Genomic DNA, 13,247 nt, shown 5'->3' with positions numbered 1-13,247 from the left:
TATTAGAAAATGATAGTATAGCGTAGCTTGTTGCGCATTGGCACAATCAGCTCTTTCTGGCCGTTAGCATCTCGCACTACAGGCTTTTGTCCGCCGTCATCGTCTATCCTGACATAATAGGACTTGCCGTCTATCAGGTACATATTTTTCGATAGGGCCTCGATGCTGCTACCTGCCGCCAGGCGTGCGTACAGGTTTTCTGCAGGGTTTTGCACCGTTAGTTCACGGCTAAAGCCTTTGCCACCTTCCACTACCCTGATGGCATCCTGCACATTTGTACCATATACCTGGTAGCTGAAAGTAGGCTGATCAGCCTTGTCTAAATCGTACCCCTCAGCACGAAATCCTGTACCTGCCGTGTCTGCTACCCAGGCTGCCTCCGGATTGGCAAGCTTAGCCAGTGTAAAGGCTGGCTGGCCGAAATGCTGCACAGCCCCAACCGGGCGGGACGATCCGTCGCCTCGGCTATACCACATCGGCGTGGCATCCAGGAACCCCCCTCGCCATACTTGTATCACGTTTCCATTGTCTAGGTCATAAGTATAGTGCACCTGGTCTGGGCTTCCTACATTCACGGCATGCACCACTCTGGTGTTCCTCTTGCCGTTTTTGCCCGGAACAGGCAGGTCCATGAAGCTCCGAAGTATGGTGTTTACCGGTGCATCCACCATAATTGGTCCCTGCGAGTCGTTGTTTCCCCCGCCAGCAGGGTCTCCGATCAGGTACTCGCGGATACCAGGGCCTACCACGGCAATACCCAGCGCAGGTCTTCCCCACTCCACTACTTTTGAGTAAACCAGCTCGAACGGCATGTCGCCTGCGGGTAGTGTAACAGTGCCTCTCCTGTTTCTGCCCTCTATCGGAACAACCACTTTATTGTTGATTCGCATCAACCCTCCGCCACCGTTCGTATTCAGGTTAAAGGTATACTCTCCCGGCTCCTTTACACGCAGTGTGCCGGTATAGCGAACCAAGAAATCTTTCTGGAAAGGGCTTATTTCTGAGGTCAACGCCACTGATGTGCCCTCGGCCTCTGGCGGGATGCTGTCGTACCGAGGCTCCGCCTCGTACTTGCCCTTGAAAACCTGGTACTTCAGGTTAACAAGCTCAGGGCGCGGCTTGCCATAGTTCGTTATTTTGATGTCGCGGAATGCCACGGCTCCGTGGTCGCCCTGTAGGCGCAGCGGCCCCATAGCCACCTCATTACTTCCTAGGGCACCGCGTGTTGGCCCAAAAAGCTCTACGTTCTCATGTATGGTTACGCCGTTCAGTTCAGCACGCAGGATTTTGGCGTTCTCTACTTTCTTGCCGCTGGCATCAAAGCGAGGTGCCTGAAACGATACTTTCAGGTGCTGCCACAGGCCGGGTGCCCGGCTCACGTTCTGGCGGGGGGCATAACCTTCAAAACCTTTTTGGCCATTTGCACGGCTTTCGTCCCAACGCTCATACACCGCACCGTTGTTGGCCGAAGTAGGCTTTTTCACGCCCCAGCTATCCTCTAACTGGACTTCGTAACGGCCTTGCAGGTATATACCGGAGTTAGAGCCCTTAGCCATCATATAGTCCAGCTCCAGGTCGATGTCTCCATGCTCAAAATTGGTGAGAAGATCTACGCCTTTCTTCTTCCTGCTGGGCTCGTTCACCAGAATGCCGGTTCCTTCCTTAACATCCAGCTCGTTTTCTTTGTCAAGTTTGGCTGTCACATCACCGGCAACCTGCCAGCTCTTTCCCGGATTCTGGAAGGAGGACAAATTATCGAGGGGGATGGCCGTAGTCTGAGGCGCTGCAGACTGCGCCAGAGATATACCGGTACTGTATATCAGTGCAATACCCGTCAGCAAAACGCCACGCAACGGTTTGGTTTTACATTTAATCATATACCTGTTTTTAGTTGGAGTGAACTTGGTTTAACAAAATATATCGTGTCTCTATTTCTCGTTCGATAGTGAGTACGGGAATGCGCCCTCTTGGGTGCCTCGCTCCTTATTCGGTGTTGGCGACATCTCCACATCTATACTTGCTCCCTTCATTAACTCTGAGTGGCTCAGCCAGTTTTTGTCGTAGGTTTTACCGTTGAGGCGCATACTTTGGATGTACCTGTTCCCGTCGCTGTTTTGTGGCGCGTTGATCACCAGCTGCTTTCCGTTTTCCAGTTGTAGCGTGGCTTTTTTGAACAGTGGCGCACCCAGCACATACTGGTCTGTGGCTGGCGTTACCGGGTAAAAGCCAAGTGCTGAGAACACGTACCAGGCAGAGGTCTGTCCGTTATCCTCATCGCCGCAGTAGCCATCCGGGGCAGGCGTGTACATACGGTTCATTGTTTCGCGCACCCAATACTGTGCCTTCCAGGGCTCGCCGGCATAGTTGTAAAGGTAGATCATGTGCTGGATGGGCTGGTTGCCGTGCGCATACTGCCCCATGTTAGCGATCTGCATCTCCCTGATCTCATGAATCACGGCTCCGTAGTAACTCTCGTCATACACTGGCGGAAGGGTGAATACAGAATCCAGCTTTGCGGTAAAGTTTTCCTTGCCGCCCATCAGGTCGATCAGGCCCTGCACATCATGGAACACCGACCAACTGTAATGCCAGCTGTTGCCTTCGGTAAAGGCATCGCCCCATTTAAAAGGATTGAAAGGAGCCTGAAACGTGCCATCCTGGTTCTTACCGCGCATCAGCCCGGTAGCAGAATCGTAGAGATGGCGGTAGTTCAGGGCACGCTTTGCGTAAAGGTTTATCTCTTTTTTCGGGCGCTTCAGGGCTTTGGCTAACTGGTAGATGGCAAAGTCATCATAAGCATACTCCAGCGTCCGGGCTGCGTTCTCGTTGATCTTCACATCGTATGGCACGTAACCCAACTTGGTGTAGTAATCTGCCCCGGCACGGCCAACTGCTGTCAGTGGGCCCGCATTGTTGGCGCCCTTCAGCACCGCCTCATACAGCGCCTTCATATCCTGCCCGCGAATGCCCTTCAGGTACGCATCTGCCACCACCGAGGCCGAGTTGTTGCCCACCATAACGTTACGGTAACCCGGACTGGCCCATTCCGGCAACCACCCGCCTTCTTTAAAGGTATTGGCCAGTCCCTCCTGTATCTCCGCATTCACCGATGGATACATCAGGTTCAGGAAGGGGAACAGCGCCCGAAAGGTATCCCAGAAACCGGTATCGGTATACATAAAGCCAGGCAGCACCTTGCCGTTGTATGGGCTGTAGTGCACCACCTTGCCATTGGCATCTATCTCATAGAATTTGCGCGGAAAGAGCAGCGTGCGGTAAAGGTTGGAGTAGAAGGTCCGCATCTGCTCCGGAGTGCCGCCCTCCACAGCCACACGGCTCAGCTGCTTGTTCCAGGCCTGCTTGCCTTTCGCTTTTATACTTTCAAAATCATCGCTCCCGATTTCCTGCAGGTTACGCTCGGCCTGCTCCGGGCTGATGAACGAGGAAGCCACGCGGGCATTTACCTGCTCTCCTTTCTTCGTTTTGAAGCCCACTACAGCGCCCACATGGTTAGCCTGCAGCTCCTGCTTGCTACTTAGCAGGGTGTCGCTCCAGGTATGGGTATTGGCAAACGGCTTATCGAATACGATGACGAAATAGTTCTTGAAGTTCTCCGGCACGCCACCGCTGTTCTTGGTTGTGTACCCGATGATCTTGTTTTCAGCAGGTATGATCTTGACGTAGGAGCCCTTGTCGAAGGCATCAATAACGACATAGGCGCTGTCGGTTTTTGGGAAGGTGAAGCGGAAGCTGGCCGCCCGCTCGGTTGGGGTAATCTCGGTGGTCACGTTGTGGTCGGCCAGATACACACTGTAGTAGTATGGCTTGGCTACCTCCGCCTTATGCGAGAACCAGCTGGCACGGCTGTCCTGGTCGAAGCGCAGCCTACCTGTTACCGGCATGATGGCAAACTGGCCATAGTCATTCATCCACGGCGATGGCTGGTGCGTTTGTTTGAACCCGCGGATCTTGTCGGCACTGTACATGTAGCCCCAGCCATCGCCCATCTTACCTGTCTGCGGCATCCAGAAATTCATACCCCAGGGCAGGGCAATGGCTGGGTAAGTGTTGCCGTTGGAAAGGCTGTGCTTGGAGTCAGTGCCTACCAGCGGATTTACCCACTCCACCGGATCGGTGACTTTATCAACTAAAACTGCCTGCGCCAGGGTAGCGGTGCATATAAAGCTGCTTAGCAGGGTGATCACTGTTTTCTTTATACCCATTTTATACTTAGATCTCGTGATTATCGCTTTTCTAACCGTAAAGGTTATACTTTGGCAGGCATTTAACTGTAACTCAGCTATCGCCTTGTTTAAGTTCAGGCAACGTTTCGTGCCAATAACTAGCTGCGCCAATCAGTGCGGCCTCCTCGGCTAACGCCACTTTATGGATCGGCGCTTCTATACCCATAGCCCTCAGCCGCTCTGTGGTAGTTGGGATGAAAAGCTCCCAGGCATTGGCGATGTTACCGCCAATCACCACCATTTCAGGCTTCACCTCCCGCAGGTAAGGCGCCAGAAACAACGCCAGGTTCTCCGCAAAATCTTCAAACACCTGTCGGACCGCAGCATTTTGCGGATACAGCGCAGCTAATTGCTTTACATCCGTAGCCGCTTTACCTGTAAGCCGCTCGTAAGCGCGCAGAAAAGCCCGGGTAGAGAGATACTCCTCGGCGATGCTGTCTTTAAAAGGCGCGCACCATAACTTTGCATCTTCGGCAACCCCATTCTGAAGTATGGCTGACCCAAGGCCGGTACCTAGCGTTAAACCTATGGCTGAGGAAGCATCTTTTGCAGTTCCCGCAAACACCTCCCCTCTCAGAAAGCAGGCCGCATCGTTCACCAACCTGATATTTCCAACCTTGGCCCCTAGCTGCTCTGCAAGCAACTCCTTTACGTTCAGCCCATACAAGCTATCATACTTGTTTTGGTTCCGGAACTGGCAGATTCCCTGCTCGTAATCAAAAGGGCCAGGTATGGCTACACCTAGTTTTGTATTGGCGGCTGGGTGTGTACCCAAGGCTTTTTTAATGACATCACCCCACGTTTCTATCACCTCCCGCACCGTGCCTTGCGAGTTAACCTGCGCCCTTTTCTTTGTTTCCGGAAGTATGGATTTCGTCTCTAAGTCTACCAGGGCAGCCGTGATGTGCGTCCCTCCTATGTCAACCCCCAGAACAATTTTATCAGACATATTAAATCTTGCTGCTATACCAGACAACCTGGTACTGTATTATTAAAGAGTGCACAAATGAAGCAGGTTTAAAACAGCCACCAAGAGGTGAGCCGAGCTAAGCTGATCAAAGCACACGTAAATCACTGATTGTAAATCTCATACTTATTTGCTAAAAGGATTTAGCGGATAAACTATGTTAAAACCTCCAGATTTATACTTTTAGAGTAGCGGTAGTCTCTGACCGACGTCTCTAAAAGCTTATCCGAAGGTATAAGTATACTTACCAGACTATGATAACAGCATGAAAAGAGCATGTAAATGCCATCTCTCCCTGTAACATTAACTGGTACTTATATTCAAATTTAGAAATTTTACCTTACAAGAAAAGCTTAATTTCTAAAATATCGCTTAAAGTAAGTGATTAGTCATCTATAACACCAAAAACACAGCTCCTCAATAGGAGCAAGGTTAGGCCACTACTTCTTTGCGAGGGGTAGAATTTCTGATGATGAGTTGTGTTGGCAGAACTATGGTATCAGCTTCCGAAGTTTTATTTTTCGGATTCAGCAGGTGCAGCATAAGATTGATCACATGGTTTGCAATTGCCTCGGTTGGCTGTGCAACGGCTGTAATGGTAGGCTTGAGCAGCTTGAACACATCATGGTCATCATAAGAAGCCACGCCCAGGTTGGCAGGCAAACCTTGCGGGTTAAACTGAGAAATTGCCTCCAGCCCCCTAACCGCCATGTAGTTTGTGGCAAACAGCACAGCGTCTATACTTTCTGTTTCTTCAAAGAACGACACTATTTTCCGAAGCATCTGTTTTGCGTCATAGCGGTACGGCACTTCCAGAACCGCTGGCTCTAGCTGTTTTTCTGCTAGCGCCTTCCTGTATCCTTCTAGCCGCTGGAGCATCTGGCTTTGCCTGGAGTCGGTGGTAACAAAGGCTATGTTCTGGTAGCCCTGCTCCATTAAATGCGCTGTAGCGTTGTAGGCCCCGGATAAGTTATCAACAATTACACAATGGGTATGAATGCCAGCAACCTGGCGGTCCACTAAAACAACCGGGAAGCCATCCTTGATCAGCTTTTCTACATCTTCTTCTACCCCTTGAGGCGGTGTGATGATGTAGCCATCAACGTGCATATCCCTGAACATGCTGATAAGTTCTTTTGTCCTGTCAGAGTCGTCTTCGGTGCTGCAGTATACTATTTTATAGCCCTCCTGGTAAGCCCTTTCTTCTATCAGGCGTGCAATGTTGGCAAAGAACGGGTTGGAGATATCCTCTACCATGAGGCCTATGGTTCTGGTTTTTCCTGTGCGCAGGCTTTGGGCTAACTGATTGGGCCTGTAGCCTACCTCTTCCACCAGTTTCTGTACTCTTTCCGTTAAATCATCACTGATTCTTTTCTCTTTTGCCTTTCCATTCAGGATGAAGGATACGGTTGTGATAGAAACATTTAGTTGTTTGGCGATATCACTAATAAGCAGCTTCTTTTTCATTATCGGAAGTAAGAAATAGTTGAATCGGGGCGCATTTACTATAGCCACCCAATCCGGGCAAGGTTGATCGCAGGTTCGATATCCCGCACTTTTCTACAAATTACGATTATTTTAGTTAAGTATGGCTACTGCTGACGTTGACCTTGTTGCTTTAAACACACATATCCTGCATCTCTGCAGCAGACCCAGGAGGAGAGAGCTGGCAGGTTTTAAGAGCTTCGTAAAAACCAAAAACTTAAATTACCCTGGAGTTTGAAGGGAAAGGACCAGCAGGTTCCAGAGGTTGGCCCATTCCAACCGGATGCGGTAAAGCAGTGTAGGTGTTTTCCTGCACCGCTTTCCTGTTCTGTGGCAGCCCTGCCTCAGCAGGTTACACCGCTTAATAAACCACTGTATACACCCCACAAGGTGTGAGGCTACATGAGATTTGTTGTAGCATAGGAAAGTGACTTTTTGTCTTTAACATATTCTGGGCAACTGCTCCCCGGAAGGCATTGCGACCACTCTTCGGCCTCCAATTTCAGTCCGTATAATTACTTGCCCGGGATGCTCTGCAACAACAGACCCAATGACAGCTGCCTGTTGTCCTGTTGGTAGAACAGCCTGTAATTTTTCCAAAGCCATTTCGCTTGCCTCTGCCTTAACCCATACCAGAAATGTTCCTTCATTAGCCACATAGAGCGGATCAATGCCCAGCATTTCACAAGCCGACCGCACCTGCTCCCTTACTGGAATCTTTCGCTCATCAACGGATATTCCCAAATGCATTTGCCTGGCTATTTCATTGAGAACAGTAGCGACACCCCCACGTGTTGGGTCCCGCAGGAAATGAATATCCTGCCCAAACTCATCCAGTAACGTCATAACCTGTTCCTGCACGCTGGCTGTGTCGCTGCGTATCTGCGATTCAAACTCCAGGCCTTCCCGCACCGACATAATAGCCATACCATGGCTGGCAACCGGGCCGCTGATCAGGATCTTATCGCCAATTTCGATGTTAGCAGCATCAATGTTTGCGTTAGGGTGTACCTGACCGATACCGGAAGTGTTGATGAAGATCTTGTCTCCTTTGCCGCGTTCCACTACTTTGGTATCACCGGTTACGATCAGTACATCTGCCTTGTCAGCTGCTTTTCGGATAGACAATAATATAGTATGAAACTCATCAATGCTGAACCCTTCTTCCAGAATAAAACTAAGGGAGAGATACTTCGCTCTTGCCCCACACATAGCCAGATCGTTTACCGTACCGTTTACAGCCAGGTCACCAATGTTGCCGCCCGGAAAGAACAGGGGGGAAACCACATAGCTGTCAGTAGTAAAAGCGAGTTTGCCCGATAGTTCGAATACTGCTCCATCGTGCTTTTTTTGCAGGTACTCATTCTGCAGGATCTCAAAGGTCTCACTTTCCAGTAGCTGATTTGTCAGCTCACCGCCGCTGCCATGGGCTATGGTAAAACGTTCTGTGGTTTTTTCCATAAGTTAGGATGTTGTTTCATAGGCTTGGGAAAAGTGAAAATAAGCCGCGCAAGCACCTTCTGATGATACCATTGGTGCGCCTAAAGGGTTTAAAGGAGTGCAGCCTTTGCCGAAATGCGGGCATTGCACGGGCTTTTTGATGCCCCGCAATATTTCACCGGCTATACATCCTGCATCCAGTTCCTGAACTTTAATATTCTTTGTTTCGCTGAATTTATGCTCGGCATCAAAAAGCTGGTACTTTTCCCGCACTTTATAGCCGCTTTGTGGTATCACCCCGATGCCGCGCCATTCCCGGTCTGCCACTTTAAAAACTTCCTGTATCACCGCCTGTGCCTGCAGGTTTCCAGTGTTCCGCACTACCCGCGCATACTGGTTTTCTACTGTGGCTATGCCTGCCTCCAATTGTCGTACAGCCATTAGAATTCCCTCTAACAAATCAACGGGTTCGAAGCCTGTAACCACGATAGGTATCTTATACTTTTCTGCCAGTGGGTAGTACTCGTGAAGGCCCATCACAGAGCATACATGACCGGCACCCAGAAAGCCATTGATGGTGTTAAACTCATCAGAAAGTATGGCTTCCATGGCAGGCGGCACCAGTACATGCGAGACAAGCACAGAAAAGTTGTTAAGGTTAAGTTTTGCCGCCTGCAGCACCGCCAGCGCATTGGCAGGGGCAGTTGTTTCAAAACCGACAGCAAAGAATATCACCTCTTTATCAGGGTTTTCTCTGGCTATTTTTATTGCATCCAAGGGAGAGTATACTACACGTAAGTTGCCGCCTTCAGACCGGGCCTGCATCAGGCTTTTGCTGCTGCCCGGCACCCGCACCATATCCCCGAATGAGCACATAATCACATCCTGCCTTAGGGCAAGCGCAACTGCCTGATCGATCATGGACTTTGGCGTGACACAAACAGGGCAGCCCGGGCCATGCACCATCGTAATTTTATCAGGCAGCATGTTCAGAATACCGTTTTTCACCAAACTGTGCGTTTGTCCTCCGCACACTTCCATCAGCATCCAGGCACGGGTAACAGTAGCTTCTATTTCTGCTAAAAGCTTCTTTACCACCCCAGCGTTTCGGTATTCAGAGATGTATTTCATGTTCAAATACTTGTCTAATTATAGTGGCGAGAATGTCCTCGTTCTGTATCTGCGACCCATGTCTACTATAGCTTGGGCCTCTGACCCAATTCTGTTGCTCTTTTTATTGCTCTTCCGGACTTCCCAGTCCGGAAGCAAACTGATGGGGATTTCCTAATCCCCGTGTTCCGTTTAATGCGGATTAGGAAATCCGCTTCAGATAGGATTCGGACTATGAAGTCCGTATCAGCAATATAAATACACTACGTATCCGGCAACCCTTCTTCATCCAGTTCCCCAGACATTTTCAGGTATTCAAAAACCGTTGCTGCCTCCTGCTCTGTGATAACGCTCAGCGCCACGCCGGCATGCACCAGCACATAATCACCCGGTTTTGCATCTGTTAGCATGGCCAGACTCACGGTTCTGGAAATTCCCCCAAAGGAAATCTTTCCGGTGCGGAAGAAGTCGTCTGCTGTTTCATCTATTGAATCAAGTTTTGCCGGGATACCTAAACACATGATCAGATTTTTAGAGTATGATGTACTGTGTGCTGTTCTTCTGGAGCAGCCACTGTTTTATACTTCAGTTGCATCCATGCCAGTTGCCCAAAGGAAATGCATTCATCGTTTGGCGAAAGCTGCTTGTGAAAGTATAGTTTGAATTCAGGTGACAACTTATCGATGAGCAAGTCTACGAGCAGGCTGTTCTGAAATACGCCACCGCTAAAGGACAGCTTTTTTATGGAGTAGTGTTCTGCCACCAGGCTCACTATTTTAACCAACGTCACATGAAATCGTGCCGCAATCCTTACTTTGTTTTCGCCTTGCCGAACATCTGCCAGCATCTGCCCAAGTATAGTTTTAAAGGGTATTTCATTCCCGTTAAATTCTGCAAGTGTATAATCCTGCAAATCATAAATAGCAGGTTCCTGAGCAGCCAGAGACTCTAAAAGCATGGCGGCTTCTCCTTCGTAACTCATGCGCCCACACAGGCCAAGAAGTGCAGCTACAGCATCGAACTCACGCCCCATGCTGGTGGTCTGCAGTTTATACTTATCGGTATCAAGTATACTTTGGTAAAACTTCCATTCTGCTTCGGTAAAGTATGGCTTAATGAGTATATCTGCGTCTTTTAAACCGAAGCAAAGCGCTAAGGCTGCAAGGCGTGGCTCTTTCGCCATTTTGTCGCCTGACAGGTGCGGGTAGGGTTCCATTTGTGCTAAGGGAGAGATCTGCAGGTCTTGATACAGGAAAAACTCTCCACCCCGAATAAGCTTATCATTGCCATATCCGGTGCCATCCCAGATCACGCCCAGTACCGGTTCATCACTATTTAGCAGCTCATTTTCGGCTAATACATCAGCAAAGTGGGCTTCGTGGTGCTGCACCTGCACATGGGGCACCTTATACTTTTGCGTCAGCTCTTTACCAAGCCGCACGGAAGTATAACCTGGATGCTTGTCAGTCAGGAGCAGGGAAGGGTGGAAGTCTAAAAGCTTTTTCAGATGCTGCAGGCTGTGCTCGAAGTTGAGTGTGTTATCATAAACAGACAGATCACCTAAATACTGGCTGACGTAACTGTTGCCTTGCGTCGTGAAGGCAAAGGTGCTTTTCATGTCTGCTCCTGTGGCTAACCAGGACTGTTGGTCAGGTGCTCCACCTACAAAAGACGGAGCATAGCCACGTGACCTGCGCAGCATGATTCGCTGGCGGTGCTTGGGAGTAAACTGTACAACAGAATCATCCTGCGAAACCAGAATTTCTCTGTTGTGCAGTAATATGTAATCGGCTATACTTGCTAATTGCTCAAAAGCATCTGTGTCTTTGTAAATGATGTGGGTCCCGTGGCGGTTGGCGCTGGTTGCAATAACCGGCTTCTGAAGTTGTGCTAACAGCAATTCGAACAAAGGTGTGTAAGGCAGCATCAGTCCAAGTTTGTTTAGTTGGGGAGCAATAAGATCAGCTTTTATTCCTGAAGCGGGTTCTGTTTTCTTCTGCGCTAAAACTATGGGAGATACTGACGAAAGCAGCAGTTCTTGCTCATCTTCCTGTAGTAACACATCCTGTTGTGCCATTTCCAGGTCAGGATACATCAGGGCAAAAGGCTTGGCCGCACGATGTTTTCTTTCCCGCAGCGTTTGAATGGTTTGTGCATTGGTAGCATCTGCCATCAGCAAATAACCGCCTAAACCTTTTACAGCTACTATTTTACCTGCTGCTAATAAGTTTACTGTGACTGCTATACTTTCCTGCTGATCATCTGATAGTAACTGCTGCTGCATATCATACAAACCGAGCGTAACAGGGCAGACGGGGCAAGAGTTGGTTTGGGAGTAGTAGCGGCGATTTTCCGGGTCATGATACTCTTTTTCGCAGGCTGCACACATCGTAAAGGGAGCCATGGTCGTGTGCTCCCGCTCATAAGGCAGCTTTGCCATGATAGAGTACCTGGGTCCGCAGGAAGTGCAGGTGGTAAAGGCATAGCCAAAGCGCCTGTTCTTACTATCATTCATCTCCTGGCGGCAGGCATCACACATAGCCAGGTCTGGGGTGAGCATTAAATTAGCCGTAGTGCCTTTTGTTTCTTTCCGTATCTCAAAGCCCTGAAAAACTTTATTTTCTACCTGTTTTATACTTGAAGACTGTATTTTGGCCAGGTCAGGGGCCTGTGTGGTTAGTTCTTCGTAAAAACTTTGCACCTGCTGCTCGTGTCCCTGCACTTTCATATGTACGCCATCAGCCTGGTTTCTTACCCAGCCGTTTAAGCCATACTTTTTGGCAAGGCGATATGCATAGGGCCTGAACCCAATTCCTTGTACTTGCCCTGCGATATGTATGGAATAGGTCGGCACTATTTACTAAACAGGTATGGCTGCATGCTCCTGCCTAAGCCAGTTCAGCCAGTTATTCATTCCTTGTCCTTTCGTGGCTGACAGTTCGAAAAAAGTTAATTTATGGTTCACCCGCAGCGCATACTCTTTTGCCTTCTCCACATCAAACTCCACGTAAGGCAGCAGGTCTGTTTTGTTGATGATGCAGATGTCGGCACTCTCGAACATGTTGGGGTACTTTAGGGGTTTGTCTTCGCCTTCAGTTACGCTGATGATCACCACGCGGTATTTTTCACCCAGATCAAACAGGGCCGGGCAAACCAGGTTACCCACGTTCTCAATCATCAGGACAGAATGTTCGGCAGGGGGCATGGTGTGCAGGGCGCGGTGCACCATCGAAGCGTCCAGATGACAGCCTTTGCCTGTGTTAATTTGTAAAACAGGTGCACCCGTAGCTTCAATTCTGTTTGCGTCCAGAGACGTTTGCTGGTCACCTTCCAGCACATGAAAAAGGACTTCGTTTTTCAGTGCTTCGATGGTCTTTTCCAGCAGCGTTGTTTTACCAGACCCCGGCGAGCTGACAAGATTTATGGCCAGCACATGCTTCTTCTCAAAATGCTGACGGTTGTGTGCCGCATCATGGTCATTTTTGTGCAGCACATCTCGCTCCAGCAAGTGAAGCTGCTTTTGGGGTGGTCCGGCAATAGCCAGCGATTTCGCTTGAAAACCAGGTTTTTTAATTTGGGCTGGCTCATCTGAGCTGCATCCGCAGGTAGTACACATAGCTTTCGTTTTAGATGATGGTTATACTTTTGATTTTGATTTCCTTGCCCTGCATCAGCTCTTTTCTGAAATCGCTGCAGGAAGGGCAGATATCGTAGATATAGGTCAGGGCAAACTCATACTGGCAGTTAAGGCACCTGGCTTTACCTGCTTTATTTTCGATTACACACTTTGCCTGCTCCAGCACTGTCTCCTTCACGGCTTCTTTCCAGGCAAAGTCGAGCGCATCTTGTTCTACTCCGGCCAAGTCCCCGATCTCCAGCACGATCTCTTCCACCTGCCTGCCGCCTGCATTCCTTACCTCTTCTTCGGCGGTTTCTACAATGCTCAGCGCAATCGACAGTTCATGCACGGGGTTTGGGGCTGTGTTAGAGAGTCAGATAAA

Annotated in this window: 10 protein-coding genes; all 10 read right to left on the bottom strand. The window is 49.4% G+C overall.

All coding sequences use genetic code 11. From position 1 onward, the window contains the following. Positions 1-2 precede the first annotated feature (2 nt). Positions 3-1,877 (bottom strand): 3-keto-alpha-glucoside-1,2-lyase-like domain-containing protein, encoded by a 1,875-nt coding sequence (locus tag OO017_RS07265; protein ID WP_266051797.1) that lies wholly within the window; start codon positions 1,875-1,877, stop codon positions 3-5. 51 nt (positions 1,878-1,928) lie between these two features. Further along, the gene (locus OO017_RS07260) at positions 1,929-4,223 is read right to left on the bottom strand and encodes a GH92 family glycosyl hydrolase (protein ID WP_304608444.1); all 2,295 of its coding nucleotides are present in this window, start codon (positions 4,221-4,223) and stop codon (positions 1,929-1,931) included. A 73-nt stretch (positions 4,224-4,296) separates the two neighbouring features. Next, a complete protein-coding gene (locus tag OO017_RS07255; RefSeq protein WP_266051796.1) occupies positions 4,297-5,193 on the bottom strand; it encodes an ROK family protein in 897 nt (298 codons plus the stop codon). Positions 5,194-5,643: 450 nt separating this feature from the next. After that, positions 5,644-6,678, bottom strand: coding sequence for a LacI family DNA-binding transcriptional regulator (locus OO017_RS07250; RefSeq protein WP_266051795.1), 1,035 nt, complete (start codon positions 6,676-6,678; stop codon positions 5,644-5,646). Between the two features lie 459 nt (positions 6,679-7,137). Then, positions 7,138-8,157, bottom strand: coding sequence for a hydrogenase expression/formation protein HypE (gene hypE / locus OO017_RS07245; RefSeq protein WP_266051794.1), 1,020 nt, complete (start codon positions 8,155-8,157; stop codon positions 7,138-7,140). 3 nt (positions 8,158-8,160) lie between these two features. Then, positions 8,161-9,267, bottom strand: coding sequence for a hydrogenase formation protein HypD (gene hypD / locus OO017_RS07240; RefSeq protein WP_266051793.1), 1,107 nt, complete (start codon positions 9,265-9,267; stop codon positions 8,161-8,163). 242 nt (positions 9,268-9,509) lie between these two features. Continuing rightward, positions 9,510-9,767, bottom strand: coding sequence for a HypC/HybG/HupF family hydrogenase formation chaperone (locus OO017_RS07235; RefSeq protein ID WP_266051792.1), 258 nt, complete (start codon positions 9,765-9,767; stop codon positions 9,510-9,512). Positions 9,768-9,769: 2 nt separating this feature from the next. Then, positions 9,770-12,100: a carbamoyltransferase HypF gene (hypF, locus tag OO017_RS07230; protein ID WP_266051791.1), complete on the bottom strand. Its 2,331-nt coding sequence runs from the start codon at positions 12,098-12,100 to the stop codon at positions 9,770-9,772. A gap of 6 nt (positions 12,101-12,106) precedes the next feature. After that, positions 12,107-12,862 (bottom strand): hydrogenase nickel incorporation protein HypB, encoded by a 756-nt coding sequence (gene hypB, locus OO017_RS07225; RefSeq protein WP_266051790.1) that lies wholly within the window; start codon positions 12,860-12,862, stop codon positions 12,107-12,109. 10 nt (positions 12,863-12,872) lie between these two features. Then, on the bottom strand, positions 12,873-13,214 hold the full coding sequence (gene hypA, locus OO017_RS07220; RefSeq protein WP_266051789.1) for a hydrogenase maturation nickel metallochaperone HypA: 342 nt from the start codon (positions 13,212-13,214) through the stop codon (positions 12,873-12,875). Between the last annotated feature and the right edge of the window lie 33 nt (positions 13,215-13,247).

Origin of the sequence: Pontibacter anaerobius (assembly GCF_026241195.1) — a bacterium.
GTDB lineage: Bacteria > Bacteroidota > Bacteroidia > Cytophagales > Hymenobacteraceae > Pontibacter > Pontibacter anaerobius.
This window is presented reverse-complemented; position numbering and strand designations above follow the sequence as displayed.

Bases quoted from the DNA above. Each gene is read 5' to 3' on its own strand.
- OO017_RS07265 (WP_266051797.1), bottom strand. From the start codon at position 1,877: ATGATTAAATGTAAAACCAAACCGTTGCGTGGCGTTTTGCTGACGGGT.
- OO017_RS07260 (WP_304608444.1), bottom strand. From the start codon at position 4,223: ATGGGTATAAAGAAAACAGTGATCACCCTGCTAAGCAGCTTTATATGC.
- OO017_RS07255 (WP_266051796.1), bottom strand. From the start codon at position 5,193: ATGTCTGATAAAATTGTTCTGGGGGTTGACATAGGAGGGACGCACATC.
- OO017_RS07250 (WP_266051795.1), bottom strand. From the start codon at position 6,678: ATGAAAAAGAAGCTGCTTATTAGTGATATCGCCAAACAACTAAATGTT.
- hypE (WP_266051794.1), bottom strand. From the start codon at position 8,157: ATGGAAAAAACCACAGAACGTTTTACCATAGCCCATGGCAGCGGCGGT.
- hypD (WP_266051793.1), bottom strand. From the start codon at position 9,267: ATGAAATACATCTCTGAATACCGAAACGCTGGGGTGGTAAAGAAGCTT.
- OO017_RS07235 (WP_266051792.1), bottom strand. From the start codon at position 9,767: ATGTGTTTAGGTATCCCGGCAAAACTTGATTCAATAGATGAAACAGCA.
- hypB (WP_266051790.1), bottom strand. From the start codon at position 12,862: ATGTGTACTACCTGCGGATGCAGCTCAGATGAGCCAGCCCAAATTAAA.